This is a genomic window from Acinetobacter sp. TAC-1, from assembly GCF_029025845.1.
Lineage (GTDB): Bacteria > Pseudomonadota > Gammaproteobacteria > Pseudomonadales > Moraxellaceae > Acinetobacter > Acinetobacter guillouiae.
This window is the reverse complement of sequence record NZ_CP118892.1, coordinates 1324444-1338350: the sequence shown is the minus strand read 5'-3', so window position 1 is coordinate 1338350 and position 13907 is coordinate 1324444. Positions and strand designations below refer to the sequence as shown.

Annotated in this window: 12 protein-coding genes; 3 read left to right on the top strand and 9 right to left on the bottom strand. The window is 37.5% G+C overall.

Annotated features, from left to right (window positions below):
* Positions 1–295: 295 nt before the first annotated feature.
* From lldD to PYV58_RS06165, 4 genes are all read right to left on the bottom strand, one after another.
* Positions 296–1450 carry an FMN-dependent L-lactate dehydrogenase LldD gene (lldD, locus tag PYV58_RS06180; protein WP_004823052.1) on the bottom strand — a complete coding sequence of 385 codons (1155 nt, stop codon included), beginning with the start codon at positions 1448–1450 and terminating at the stop codon, positions 296–298.
* 2 nt (positions 1451–1452) lie between these two features.
* Entirely contained in the window at positions 1453–2196 is a 744-nt protein-coding gene (gene lldR, locus PYV58_RS06175) for a transcriptional regulator LldR (RefSeq protein ID WP_034618110.1), read from the bottom strand.
* A gap of 30 nt (positions 2197–2226) precedes the next feature.
* The gene (gene lldP, locus PYV58_RS06170) at positions 2227–3897 is read right to left on the bottom strand and encodes an L-lactate permease (RefSeq protein WP_171066882.1); all 1671 of its coding nucleotides are present in this window, start codon (positions 3895–3897) and stop codon (positions 2227–2229) included.
* 572 nt (positions 3898–4469) lie between these two features.
* On the bottom strand, positions 4470–5387 hold the full coding sequence (locus PYV58_RS06165; RefSeq protein WP_275059722.1) for a DMT family transporter: 918 nt from the start codon (positions 5385–5387) through the stop codon (positions 4470–4472).
* A 152-nt stretch (positions 5388–5539) separates the two neighbouring features.
* Here PYV58_RS06165 and PYV58_RS06160 point away from each other — a divergent pair, with 152 nt between their 5' ends.
* Entirely contained in the window at positions 5540–6391 is an 852-nt protein-coding gene (locus PYV58_RS06160) for a LysR family transcriptional regulator (protein WP_004724903.1), read from the top strand.
* A 65-nt stretch (positions 6392–6456) separates the two neighbouring features.
* Here the strand turns inward: PYV58_RS06160 and PYV58_RS06155 are convergent, their stop codons facing one another.
* A complete protein-coding gene (locus PYV58_RS06155) occupies positions 6457–6783 on the bottom strand; it encodes a hypothetical protein (RefSeq protein WP_034616243.1) in 327 nt (108 codons plus the stop codon).
* A gap of 266 nt (positions 6784–7049) precedes the next feature.
* Here PYV58_RS06155 and argG point away from each other — a divergent pair, with 266 nt between their 5' ends.
* Entirely contained in the window at positions 7050–8393 is a 1344-nt protein-coding gene (gene argG, locus PYV58_RS06150; RefSeq protein WP_004724905.1) for an argininosuccinate synthase, read from the top strand.
* Positions 8394–8472: 79 nt separating this feature from the next.
* Here the strand turns inward: argG and PYV58_RS06145 are convergent, their stop codons facing one another.
* The 4 genes from PYV58_RS06145 to icd form a co-directional block, all read right to left on the bottom strand.
* Positions 8473–8703 (bottom strand): hypothetical protein, encoded by a 231-nt coding sequence (locus PYV58_RS06145; protein WP_004724907.1) that lies wholly within the window; start codon positions 8701–8703, stop codon positions 8473–8475.
* Positions 8704–9004: 301 nt separating this feature from the next.
* Positions 9005–9361, bottom strand: coding sequence for a hypothetical protein (locus PYV58_RS06140; protein ID WP_034616240.1), 357 nt, complete (start codon positions 9359–9361; stop codon positions 9005–9007).
* A gap of 166 nt (positions 9362–9527) precedes the next feature.
* Complete coding sequence (locus PYV58_RS06135) at positions 9528–10019, bottom strand: DUF2867 domain-containing protein (RefSeq protein ID WP_034616237.1); 492 nt, start codon at positions 10017–10019, stop codon at positions 9528–9530.
* 194 nt (positions 10020–10213) lie between these two features.
* Positions 10214–11470, bottom strand: coding sequence for an NADP-dependent isocitrate dehydrogenase (icd, locus tag PYV58_RS06130; protein ID WP_034616235.1), 1257 nt, complete (start codon positions 11468–11470; stop codon positions 10214–10216).
* A gap of 804 nt (positions 11471–12274) precedes the next feature.
* On the opposite strand from icd, the gene PYV58_RS06125 reads away from it, so the two are divergent.
* On the top strand, positions 12275–13567 hold the full coding sequence (locus tag PYV58_RS06125; RefSeq protein WP_004823065.1) for an MFS transporter: 1293 nt from the start codon (positions 12275–12277) through the stop codon (positions 13565–13567).
* Positions 13568–13907: the final 340 nt, after the last annotated feature.

The following is a 13907-nucleotide window of genomic DNA, read 5'->3' as shown; positions in this document are numbered from 1 at the left end:
TGAACCCTTATTCAATCTCATTCAATAAGGCATTCATTCCGACAGCGTTTTTTTCAATATTATTTGTATTGAGGGATCAACGATCAGTTCAAACTACTTTTTTGATGAAAAGTAGCTTGAACCATGCTCATCCGCAAAACTCGTTAAATCACATCTTTTCATTTGATGCTTTGCAAATACATCATGTTATAAGGTCGTTCTGCCTCAAAGCACTACAGATGAAATTTGCATGGATGACATTTGCGTTTATCAAATTGAACACTGTCATTTAGCTTGATGACGTATCAAAAATACATCACGCATCCAATGCTTTGTCTAACTTGACTAAACAATCAGCATTAATGTCTGCAATTGTTTTGGCGCCTGTCAAAGTCATTGCGACACGCATTTCTTTATCAATTAACTCAAGCAGATTAGAAACGCCTGCACCACCTGCTGCTCCTAATGCATAGACAAAAGCACGTCCGAGCATGCAGGTATCTGCGCCCAATGCCAGCATACGAACCACGTCCAAACCATTACGAATACCAGAGTCAGCAAGGATTTTAATATCCCCTTTGACGGCATCTGCAATTGGCGGAAGTGCACGCGCAGACGATAAGACACCATCTAACTGACGACCACCATGGTTTGATACAACAATACCATCGGCACCGAAACGTACCGCATCTTTGGCATCTTCAGGATCAAGGATCCCCTTAATCACCATCGGGCCATCCCAAAATTCACGAATCCACTCAAGGTCTTTCCATGAAATAGACGGGTCAAAGTTATTGCCCAACCAACCGATATAATCTTCAAGTCCAGTCGGCTTTCCTAAGTATTTGGAAATATTGCCTAAATCATGTGGACGCCCCAGCAAACCGACGTTCCAAGCCCAATGCGGATGGAAGCACGACTGCATATAACGACGCATCGCTGCATTTGGACCACTCATACCAGAATGTGCATCACGATAGCGCGCACCGGGTACAGGCATATCAACAGTAAACACCAAAGTTGAGCAACCGGCAGCTTTGGCTCGCTCTAAAGCATTTTTCATAAAGCCACGATCACGCAGCACATATAACTGAAACCACATTGGGCGGTTAATTGCTGGTGCAACTTCCTCAATCGGGCAAACAGATACGGTCGACAAGGTAAAAGGAATGCCCTTTTTATCTGCCGCCACAGCAGCTTGAACCTCACCACGACGTGCATACATCCCTGTTAATCCAACAGGAGACAATGCAACTGGCATAGATAAAGTTTCATCAAACAATTTTGTTTCTAGGCTTAGCTGTGACATGTCATTTAAAACACGTTGCCTTAAAGCGATTTTTGATAAATCTTCTACATTTCGTTTTAGTGTATATTCCGCATACGCACCACCATCAATATAATGAAAAAGAAATGGGGGTAAACGACGTCGCGCGGCTTCACGATAGTCATTCGCAGAAGAAATAATCATGCTCATATCCTGTTTAATCGGCTCGCACGCTGACGACGGGCTTCTTCCTCATCAATCATACGCACTTGCTGTACTACAAATTCTATATGTCCACAGACCGCATCTCTTGCAGCATCTGGATCATGACGTTCAATTGCATCCATCACTTTAAAATGCTGATCATGCAATTGATCAAATCGATGTGTTTCTGAGTACACTTTGCGTCTACCCAAGAGCACGTTAAACTGCAACAGATCAAAAACGCCCCGCATCATCTGTATCAACACTAAATTGTGCGATGCTTCAGCAATCGCCAAATGAAATTTAGCATCGGCAAGTGAAGCTTGCTCATCATCACCAATCGACTGAAAATATGAAATTTGATCATAATATTCGCGAATCTGAGCCAGATCTTTAGGGGTTGCACGTTGTGCCGCATACCAAGCTGAACCACCTTCAAGGATTGTTCGCGCCTCTTGCACATCAAAACGATATGCTGGGTCTTCATCAATCAAATTACTTAAAGATTCAACAATTTGGTTTTGCGACCAATTCACCGGGAATTGTTGTAAATAGGTCCCCGCCCCGCCTTTGCTGACCAGCATTCCAGTACTGGTCAGTTGAGAAATCGCTTCTCTTAAAGAGGAACGGGATACGCCCAGTTGTTCACACAACTTTCGTTCAGCAGGTAAACGTTCTCCGACTTGCATGTTTTTTTCTTCAATTAACATACGAAGGCTTTGTACCACTTTGTCAGAGACTTTCATCTGCTTTCCTCATTCAGTGACGTTTTATGCTCATGGAATCATCCATGGGAACACATAAGCTTGTAGTGTAATAATAATACCGATCATTACAGTAAACGTTATACTGTGTTTAACCGTAAAACGGAACAGATCAGACTCTTTACCTACCAGCCCCACCGCCGCACATGCAATTGCAATCGACTGAGGAGAAATCATTTTCCCAGTGACACCACCACTGGTATTTGCAGCAACCAGTAATACTTCTGGGACACCAATTTGTTGCGCAGTCGTGGCTTGTAATGCCCCGAATAAAGCATTTGCAGAAGTATCCGAACCTGTAAGGAATACACCTAACCATCCTAAGAATGGAGAGAAGAATGTAAATGCTTGACCCGTATGTGCCAATGCCAAAGCCAAGGTTGCAGACATTCCTGAATAGTTAGCAATAAAAGCAAATGCCAACACCATACCAATCGAATAAATTGGAATTTTTAATTCATTAACGGTTTCAGCAAAAGTAACCACTGCTTCTTTTGGCTTCATTTTTAAGAAAATAATGGTAATGATTGCAGCAATAATAATTGCGGTACCCGTCGCTGAGAACCAATCAAATTTATAAATTGCATCATAGTCTTTTACTTCAGCAACAACAGGTGGCATCTTTTGAATCATTTGATGCAAATATGGCACTTTGATAGAAATCACTAAATCATGCAGCGCGCCATCTTTGGTAAATAAATCCTTAAATGGTTTTACACTCCAGATCGTAACCATCACAGTTAAAATCGCAAATGGTGACCACGCTTTGGCAATTTGAGCAAGGCTATATTTCTGCTGTTTCTGTTCAGCAAGATTTTCGCTCATGCTGTCATCTTCATTTGCAAAACGGAAGATATGCTTTGGCTGCCAATATTTTAATAAAATCGTTAATGAAACCAAAGACGCAATTGAAGCGGTAATATCGGGTAATTCTGGACCCACAAAGTTTGAAGTCAAATATTGTGCAAGCGCAAAAGAACCACCACCGACAATCACAGCAGGCCAAGTTTCTTTTACACCACGCCAACCGTCCATAATTGCCATGATCCAGAACAGCACAATTGGAACCATAAATGGCAACTGACGTCCAACCATCTGACTGATTTCCATTGTTTCTACACCAGAAACCTGTCCAGCCACAATAATTGGAATCCCCATTGCACCAAATGCTACAGGTGCTGTATTCACAATCAAACATAGACCCGCCGCATAAAGTGGTTTAAAACCAAGCCCCACCAATAACGCTGCGGTAATCGCAACAGGCGCACCAAAGCCAGCAGCACCTTCCAAGAAAGTACCGAAAGCAAAACCAACAAAAAGCATTTGCAGACGTTGATCTTCAGTAATCGACAAAATCGAAGAACGAATAATATCGAACTGCCCTGTTTTTACTGAAACTTTATATAGGAATACTGCGCCAATAATGATCCAAGCAATTGGCCATAAACCATAAAAGAAACCATAGACCAATGATGCCAATGCCATCATCGTTGGCATTTGATAAGCAAATAATGAAACCAGTAAAGCCAATACAACTGTAATTGTCCCCGCAACACTTCCTTTCATGCGGAATACAGCAAGGGCTAAAAAGAAAAAGATAATTGGTATCAGCGCAATGGCACTGGATACCCAGATATTGCCCATCGGATCATAAATCTGTTGCCAATGTTGAAGCATTGTCATCTCCTTGAAATGCTTGCTAGAACGTGAAATATCATTGAATCATCCATTTATTTCTCAATAATTGGTATGACCAATTTAGTTTTAAATTAAAAAATTTTGCACTAACTGCCACTTAATATTAATTTTTGCTGATTTAAAGATCAATAGTTAGCACTCAATTAATTATTTTGGTATGACCAATATTGCAAGTATTTCAGTCGATTCACAGATCAATCCTTCAGATTTCAGGGTTTCAAATCGAACAACTCATTTGTTTTATATTATGTTTTTTTAAATTAAACTAATTTTCTACAACTTTAGTCGTATGCTATTCTTTCATACACTTTTTAGTAACACTGATTTAAGTTTATTATCGGGTTTAGAAATACTGCAAAACTAAAATTAGTCAGACCAATTTAAAAATCAGTTAAAATAAGCGTCAATGCATCGCTTTAAACAAACAAATATCAAGTAAAAATAGAAAGAAAAAAAGCAAAACCAATAAATGTTCACTGATTTTGCTTTTTACTTTAATTAAAAATTATATAAATTTAATCAACTATAAATTACTTCAACAATGCCCATTCATTGATTTAACGATGCTCACAACTCAATAAGCTTGCAGGTTTTTTCTTGATTTTAAGATTTAAAGAACTTGAAATAATTCCTGAACAAATAAATGCCGCACCGATAATAATGTTGATTGTAATCGGCTCATGCCAAAGCACATAACCAAAAAATAAACTTAGAATAGGAATACACATGATTGAAATAGACGCAACGAAGGTATCCACCTGACTCACAATCCAATTCCACAAGGCAAAGGCAAAACCTGTCCCAATCACAGCAATATAGAACAGGATTGAATCATTCAGTGGATTCATCCAAACTTTAACATCTACAGGTTCAAAAATTAAAGCGCTGATCAGAATCACTACCCCACCCATCAGCAATTGCCAAAAGGTCAATTTGATTTTGTCATAAGTCGCAAAATTCTGTTTGATATACACTGTGGTTAAAGCCCAAAAGAAGCCAGACAAGATTAAGAAAGCTTGACCAATTAACGATAAATTCAAATGAATATGATGTAATTGTGGCCAAAGAATCGCAATCAAGCCTAATGTGCCAAGAACCAACCCAATCATTTTTTGGCTATTTAAACGCTCATCTAAAATATAATGCGCCAATACACCAATAAAAATAGGCATAGTAAACACTAAAACCGCAGACAATCCTGAATCAACAAATTGCATAGCAAAGGTTTGTGTTGCATAAAAACCAATACAAATCATCAAACTTGAGATCATCAGTTTTTGCCATTCACCTTTTGCGGGTAAAACAGATTTTCTTAACAGTACTTGAACCAACATAAGGGTAAGCGCAGCTAAGATTAAACGCGTAGAAATAAATAAGAATGGCGGAAATATTTGCAAACTATGTTTGACCAATCCCCACAAAGATCCCCAGACGAGACACAATAATACAATTGCACCAATCACTCGAAGATTCATTTGCTGTACTCAACAGATGGAAAGTACATAGAGTATAGAAAATAAATGACATCATGAATAATGCTATGTTTTAATGTACGCATCATTTTTTTTGATGCTAAAGCAGATACTTTAGTGTCAGCACGTATTCAATGCATTATTGAGGAATTGAAATGAATATCGATATGGGTGATATCAAATCATTTGTGACTGTTGCTGAACTAAAAAGCATTACCGCAGCAGCAAATAAACTCAATTATTTACAATCGAATATGACTGCAAAAATAAAAAAGATTGAAAATCACTATAAACGTCAACTATTCATCCGAAAACCCAAAGGTGTTGAGCTGACCGAATCAGGAATGAATTTATATCAACAATATAAAAAAATGATCTTCACGTGGGAAGAAACAGAAAATAAAATCTATCAACAGGAAAAATATTTACGCTTTGGTACCAACACCAGTTTAGGCGGAATGCGTTTCTACCCGTCTTTTAGTCAACTTTATGAAACCTACCCTGAGCTTTCAATCACCATGAAAACAGGTGCTACAGGCTATATTGAAGATGAAATTTTACGCGGAAATCTAGATATCGCTTATGTTTTAGGTCACCCAAAACAGAAAAATATTCAGTATATTCAAAAGGCAGATGATCAATTGGTGATTATTGGGAAAAATGTCATCAACCATGACAGCCTTGAAGACTGTCTCAATCATCAAAATATTTTACTTGCCTCAGAAGAATGCTGTTATGCAACCACTTTAGATCATATTTATACAGATTATCATTTAACCAAAGGTGAATTAACCCATATTTATGATCATGAAGCCTTAGTCAATTTCACTCAATTGGGTATGGGAATTTCAATGATTGCAAAGTCACTGATTAAAAAATTTAATATTCAATATTATCGAGAAACACCCGAACAATATCGAGATATCGGATTCTATCTAATTGCACGAAGTGAACATGTATTTACCCCGATTGAAAAGCAGTTTATTGGTTTAAATGATCAGCTATGATCCTGAACAAATCAGATATATTGAATTAACTCTATACATCCAATTTATCCTACTTTTAACATAGGTCAATCCGCAGCCTGCCATTTGGCCTTACGCACATTCAGCAAAATCAGCAGCCCTATACAAGTACCTACTGGAAATCCAATCAAGAATAAACACCCAATAATGGTAGACATCAATCTCCCTATTTCACTCCCCTTTTCAACTTCAATAGCGGCTTTATAATGTAAGTATGCCAAACCAAATAACACCGCAAAAGCAAATACCACACCTACAAAACCAGTGGAATTAAACCCCGAAGTTAGTGCACAGAAAATTAATATAAGCAACAAAATACCGTAAAAGCCAAACAAAGTATTATGCGTATAGTAGAGCGTTTTATTTAATTGCATAGGATTAAAAGTTTTTAATAATTAGAAAATTATATCAATTTATTAAATTTCACACCTCGTTAATTTGACTTTTCTTATAAGTTTTTACATGAGGTGCATAGGTCATTTAAGTAAATTCATTTCACTCTACAAATTGTTATTTTTTCAATGTTAACCTTCAAATCCAATAAAACATTGATTGAAAAAGTGCTACAATACTGCGTTTATAAAATTCTCTTTGGCCACCCATGTATGTGGTGCCTCTTTCGAAATAGTTAGGACGAGCAATGACTGATAATGCAACGATCTTGCAGAATGTACCAGTAGGCAAAAAAGTGGGTATCGCCTTTTCTGGTGGTCTAGATACTTCAGCAGCTTTATTGTGGATGAAACAAAAAGGCGCAGAACCTTATGCTTATACAGCAAACTTAGGTCAACCTGATGAAGATGACTACGATGCAATTCCGCGTAAAGCTGAAAACTACGGTGCTGTAAAAGCCCGATTGGTTGACTGCCGCTTACAACTTGCATTGGAAGGTATTGCTGCAATTCAATGTGGTGCATTCCATATCAGCACTGGTGGTGTTCCTTATTTCAACACAACACCATTAGGTCGTGCAGTAACAGGTACAATGCTTGTTACAGCAATGAAAGAAGATGATGTTAATATTTGGGGTGATGGTTCAACCTATAAAGGGAACGATATTGAACGTTTCTATCGTTATGGTTTATTAACCAACCCTGCACTTAAAATTTACAAACCTTGGTTAGATCAGCAATTTATTGATGAATTAGGCGGTCGCGCTGAAATGTCACAATTCTTGATCGACAATGGTTTTGATTACAAAATGTCGAAAGAGAAAGCCTATTCAACAGATTCAAACATGTTGGGTGCAACTCACGAAGCGAAAGATCTTGAATACCTCAATGCAGGCATCAAAATCGTTGAGCCAATCATGGGCGTTGCGTTCTGGAAAGAAGACGTAAAAGTTGAAGCTGAAGAAGTTTCTGTAACGTTTGAAGAAGGCTTTCCTGTTGCATTAAATGGCAAACGTATTGAAGACCCTGTTGAATTCATTCTTGAAGCCAACCGTATTGGTGGTCGTCATGGTCTAGGTATGTCTGACCAAATCGAAAACCGTATTATTGAAGCAAAATCTCGTGGCATCTATGAAGCTCCAGGAATGGCACTTCTTCATATTGCTTATGAACGTCTTGTAACGGGTATTCATAACGAAGACACTATTGAACAATATCGTATCAATGGTTTACGTCTAGGTCGTTTATTGTATCAAGGTCGTTGGTTCGATTCACAAGCATTGATGCTACGTGAAACAGCACAACGCTGGGTTGCTAAAGCAATCTCAGGTACTGTGACTTTAGAACTTCGTCGTGGTAATGACTACACGATTATGAACACTGAATCAGAAAACCTCACTTATGAAGCTGAGCGTTTAACCATGGAAAAAGGTGATTCAATGTTTAGTCCTGCTGACCGTATCGGCCAATTGACTATGCGTAATCTTGATATCACGGACACCCGTGCAAAACTTGGTATTTATACCAATACTGGTTTATTGGCTGTCGGTACAGGATCTGCGATCCCTCAGTTGAAAGACAAAAATAAATAATTTTTGATGAAAAATAAAACCGCCAAATTGGCGGTTTTTTTAGCTTTAGCCTTAATGACTTTTCATTAAAGATTGCTTATCAAGACACTGCATTCTTCGTTTCAGGCTGCGATAAGTTTTGTTGCTCTAATTTTTGCTGTTGTTTTTGCAACTCAATCTTTTCAGCATGTTCTTGGCGAATTTGATCATATTCCCGTTTGGTTTCAGCATCACTTTTAGCCGCAAGAAAAGCCATTCCAACTAAAAATACTGGAAATAACAATGCTAATGTCGCAAAGATATAAAATTTTTTCGAACTTGTCTGTGACATAAATTCAAGGCTTTCAATAAATTTAACTAGGCTGGTTAATATAACAGAATAATCCCATCCAATACATTACTCGCCTACAGCCATAGGATTACAATCCCCTATTTATTGAAAGCGAAAAACTTAAGTAAAAAGCATATCACCTTGTGATTTAGAAGCTTCGGCAATCACTTCCACCAATACTCTTCATCCATCAAATTATTGTTATATTGAGCTTATTCTCCAAACCGCTTTAATAGAAGCAGCTTTAATAAAAACCAGTTGCCCATAAAACAAAAAAGGTCCAAGCAGATTTAAAAAACAATTATCGATTCTTTGTTTGTTTATAAGCTTCTTGCGCTATAGCCAAACTTTTCTTTTTACCTTCAACAGTATCTGGAATCTCATTAGATGTTCCGTTTCCAGAGTGGCGTTGCAGATGTTGCTGCTGAGAATACTGATGCATTTCAGACTGAGTTTTTTGTTGTTGTATCGAAGTTTGGTTTGCAGTTCGTTGAGTTAATTTTTGTTGAAGTTGTTGCTGTGGATTTACTGTAGCAGTTCCAGCACAGGGTCTAGATTGGTAAGTTACCGAACCTTTTACCACACATTTGTGTACGTCTTTAGCAAATACATGATGAGAAATCCCTAAAGCTAAGATAACCAACAATACTTTTTTCACAACCAACACTCCATTTAAGTTTCAACAAAATATCAACAAATGATTTAAATTGCTATTTACGCAGGAGTTTTCTTATTCACAGGAGTTTTCATCTACAATTAAGGTATAAATATGACTTTTTTTGCCAAGTTTTACAGCATTTTGTCATACGTCAAATCCTTCAGTTTCAAGATTTAATTTGAAGGTTTTTAAGTGATTGCTGAACAATAAAACCATGTACCAAAGAAACAGGCAGCATATAAATTTTCCCAAAAAGATTATATGTCACCACACTGGTACATATCGTTAATTCATTTCTAAGCTCATCATATTCCTCGATTTGCAAAACCAACAATACACTCAAATGTTTATCGGTTGACTGTAAAAAAAGCTCACGATCTGAGACTTTAACCACATCAAAAAAATCTGCTTTCCCACCGACTTGAAGTGGTTTAGTTGATTCACCAAAGCCTTGAATAGGTTGCACACCACCTAAATGCCGGCTTAAAAAATCTCTTAGCTTAAACGCAACCCTCAACCAAACTGGCGGCTTACTGGTCATTAGATAATAGGCTTGAGTACTGGTAAGATTTTTATCAATATATTGCTTGGCTTCATGTAAAAAATTTAATTGATCAAGTGGAGCAACCAGTATTTTAGGATCTTTTTCTATGTTCATTCGATTAACCCCTTAAAATATAATTAATATTTTTTCAAACAACCGCTAAAAACAGTCTACAGTAATCAGTTGTTGGTGCAATTACTCACAGCCTAAAGTTTAATAAATATACTTAGATTCTAGAATAAAATAGACAAACCATAAATAACAAAAAGGTCTGCACCTGGCAGACCTTTGATTAAGTCGTGTTTAGATTAATTATCCATGTTATCAATAATTGCTTGACCAAATTCAGAACAACGAAGCAAAGTTGCACCTGGCATCAAGCGCTCAAAGTCGTAGGTAACAGTTTTCGCAGCAATCGCTCCCGATACGCCCTGAATAATCAAATCAGCAGCTTCAATCCACCCCATATCTCGAAGCATCATTTCTGCAGAAAGAATAATAGAGCCTGGATTGACTTTATCTTGGCCTGCATATTTTGGTGCCGTACCGTGGGTTGCTTCATATACAGAAATTGCACCACCAATATTTGCACCCGGCGCAATTCCAATACCACCAACTTCAGCTGCCAAGGCATCAGAAATATAGTCACCATTTAAGTTAAGTGTCGCAATCACAGAGTATTCAGAAGGACGCATTAAGATTTGCTGTAGGAAGGCATCGGCAATCACATCTTTAATAATGATCTCTTTACCCGTTCTTGGATTTTTAATTTTTACCCAAGGGCCACCATCAATCAGCTCGCCACCGAAACGATCAATTGCCAGTTCATAGCCCCACTCTTTGAATGCACCTTCGGTATATTTCATAATGTTGCCTTTATGCACTAAAGTTACACTTGGCTTATCATTATCAATCGCAAACTGGATCGCCTTACGCACTAAACGCTGAGTACCTTCTTTCGATACAGGTTTAATACCAATCCCACAATTATCTTCAAAACGAATCTTGGTTACACCCATTTCTTCTTTTAAGAATTTAATGACTTTTTTCGCTTCAGGAGAATCCGCTTTCCATTCGATACCTGCATAGATATCTTCGGAATTTTCACGAAAAATCACCATGTCGGTCAATTCAGGGTGTTGAACAGGTGACGGTACTCCTTCAAACCAACGCACAGGACGTACACAAACATAAAGGTCGAGCTCTTGGCGTAAAGCGACATTCAATGAACGAATACCACCACCCACAGGTGTAGTTAATGGACCCTTAATCGAAACCACAAATTCCCGCAGTGCCTCAAAAGTTTCTTCAGGCATATAGGTCCCGTAGATTTTATCTGCCTTTTCACCACAGTAAACTTCCATCCATTCGATCGAACGTTTGCCAGCATATGCTTTTTGAATTGCGGCATCTACAACAGCTTTCATGGCTGGAGTAATATCAACACCAATACCATCCCCTTCAATAAAAGGAATGATTGGATGATTTGGAACATTCAGTGACAAGTCTGCATTTACAGTAATTTTGCTACCATCGGCAGGTACTACGATCTTCTGATAACCCATTGTTCAGGTTCTCCCTTTTATTATAGTTGGCAAATCCAAAATAATTGCCAAATAGACAATACTTCTAACCCTTCTTAGCGCATATCAGTCTAGTCTAATTCGTACATTTTTTGAGATTTATACGAGGAATAACAACATTTCTCTACTGAATAAAGCACAATGTTTCATTATTTAATATCATTCAAACCATCATTTTTTATATAAATCGACAAGCTCAATCATCCCTAATGCTTAAAATAAAAATATTAGCTTTGCTTTTCCATACACATAAATTTTCCAAGAGCCAGATCTTTAAAAGTGAGACTTACTATACATTTTCACTATAAACATGATTTCTAATTTTTTGATTTTATATTCGCCATTTAATTTAAAAATCTATAACATTTTGACAATAGATTAATGACCAAACCAGCCACCTTAAAACCACAATATATTCATATATTTCATTGCATTAAATTATGCACCACAATAGATCACAAACAAAAATCGGTAATTTTATTTTTATTATTGGTGTTTTTTGCCATTGATTTATATTTTAAAAAAATAATTTTCACAAGGTCACAATCAAGTTAAGATTAATTACAAAAGTAATTCACTTTTACTATATGTTTTCACATGAATTTTAATGAAAAAATAAATCAAAATTCATTTTTTAATTCTTTCTGCCTATCCTATCGTCTCCAATCAAATTAACCATCTTTGCAATTATTATTTAGTCTTAAAATCTTTAACATTATTCCTGTTTTTTAAATCGTAATGAATTTTGAATTTATTGTGATTCAACCTATCTCATGGATGTAAATAATGGATAAAACTTACACTAAAGAAGAGAAGCGAGGTCGTATACGCGGTATCGTCGGCGCAGCTTCAGGAAACTTAGTAGAATGGTTTGATTTTTATATTTATGCTGTGTTTGCGGCATATTTCACTAAAGCATTAACTGCACCTGATATGGACTCCGGTACTCAAGCAATTTATGTATGGGGTGTCTTTGCAGCCAGCTTCTTTATGCGACCAATTGGTAGCTGGGTTTTCGGACGAATTGCCGATAAACATGGCCGTAAAAAATCAATGGTCATTTCCATCTGTCTTATGGCAGTAAGCTCTTTCTTATTTGCCGCACTCCCAACCTATGAACAAGTTGGAATGGCAGCACCTTTCCTACTTTTACTTGTTCGCCTGCTACAGGGTTTATCTGTAGGTGGTGAATATGGTGCTGTAGCAACCTATATGAGCGAGCTTGGCTTAAAGGGTCAACGAGGCTTTTTTGCTTCTTTCCAATATGTCACCTTGTCGGGCGGTCAATTATTAGCAAGCTTGCTCGGTGTTATTATGCTGGCATTCCTTTCAGAGCAGCAATTGCTTGATGGTGGCTGGCGTATTCCTTTTGTCATTGGTGGTATTGCTGCAATTATCTCTCTACTTGCACGTAGCCGTTTAGAAGAAACATTATCTAGCGAAGACAGTGATAAAGAAGAATCTGGAAGCTTAAGTGAACTGTTTAAGAATCACTGGAAAACCTTCTTATTGGTTGTAGGTTATACCTCTGCGGGTTCCCTCACCTTCTATGTGATTACAGTATATTCAAAGACCTACCTCACCAATATGGGTGTAGATAGTAAAACTGTCGGATTCATTATGACAGCTTCACTCTTTATCTTTATGCTTGCACAACCTGTGTTTGGTGCTATTTCTGACCGCATTGGCCGTCGTGCTGCAATGCTTGCCTTCAGTGGTACTATGGCGATTTTCATCTATCCAGTCATGGTGATCTGGATGCCACATTTCAGTTATTCGCCATTGATGGTTGCTCTGTTACTTATTTTCCTCATGATGTTGCTCAGCTTCTATACCTCTATCAGCGGATTGGTTAAGGCAGAAATGTTCCCACCACATGTTCGTGCATTGGGTGTTGGTTTCTCTTATGCTGTGGGTAATGCAATCTTTGGTGGTTCTGCGCCATCTGTTGCACTACAGTTCAAAGCAGCGGGTATTGAAAGCACCTTCTTCCTTTATGTGATTGTCATGTTAGTGATCTGTTTCTTATGTAGTTTTAAATTACCGAAAGAACCTGAATATCTAAAACATGACCACTAAACAACATGATCAACCAACTAATAGCTTGTGATCACTGATTAAAACTTGAGATCTACGCTATTCAAAAAAGCTGTACTACCCAAAGGTGGTACAGCTTTTTTATTATTAGGCTTAGCTTCAATAGATGCTGTTTTCAAGTTGCCTATCTCCATTTCACGCAATGGTAAATTCTAGCAAGATAAAACCACCAATCCCCCGCTTAAGAAAAATGTATTTACAACTCAGCCTAGGTAAATAAATAAAGTTGAAGAATACAAAGCGTAATCTGATATAGTAGCGCACATATCGTAGTCTTTATCTTTACCCAACTCTCTTCAAACGGGTAACTTTATCAAACTCA

What these genes read in the sequence shown, in the direction of transcription:
- lldD (WP_004823052.1), bottom strand. Translation starts at nt 1,450, where the DNA reads ATGATTATTTCTTCTGCGAATGACTATCGTGAAGCCGCGCGACGTCGT.
- lldR (WP_034618110.1), bottom strand. Translation starts at nt 2,196, where the DNA reads ATGAAAGTCTCTGACAAAGTGGTACAAAGCCTTCGTATGTTAATTGAA.
- lldP (WP_171066882.1), bottom strand. Translation starts at nt 3,897, where the DNA reads ATGACAATGCTTCAACATTGGCAACAGATTTATGATCCGATGGGCAAT.
- PYV58_RS06165 (WP_275059722.1), bottom strand. Translation starts at nt 5,387, where the DNA reads ATGAATCTTCGAGTGATTGGTGCAATTGTATTATTGTGTCTCGTCTGG.
- PYV58_RS06160 (WP_004724903.1), top strand. Translation starts at nt 5,540, where the DNA reads ATGAATATCGATATGGGTGATATCAAATCATTTGTGACTGTTGCTGAA.
- PYV58_RS06155 (WP_034616243.1), bottom strand. Translation starts at nt 6,783, where the DNA reads ATGCAATTAAATAAAACGCTCTACTATACGCATAATACTTTGTTTGGC.
- argG (WP_004724905.1), top strand. Translation starts at nt 7,050, where the DNA reads ATGACTGATAATGCAACGATCTTGCAGAATGTACCAGTAGGCAAAAAA.
- PYV58_RS06145 (WP_004724907.1), bottom strand. Translation starts at nt 8,703, where the DNA reads ATGTCACAGACAAGTTCGAAAAAATTTTATATCTTTGCGACATTAGCA.
- PYV58_RS06135 (WP_034616237.1), bottom strand. Translation starts at nt 10,019, where the DNA reads ATGAACATAGAAAAAGATCCTAAAATACTGGTTGCTCCACTTGATCAA.
- icd (WP_034616235.1), bottom strand. Translation starts at nt 11,470, where the DNA reads ATGGGTTATCAGAAGATCGTAGTACCTGCCGATGGTAGCAAAATTACT.
- PYV58_RS06125 (WP_004823065.1), top strand. Translation starts at nt 12,275, where the DNA reads ATGGATAAAACTTACACTAAAGAAGAGAAGCGAGGTCGTATACGCGGT.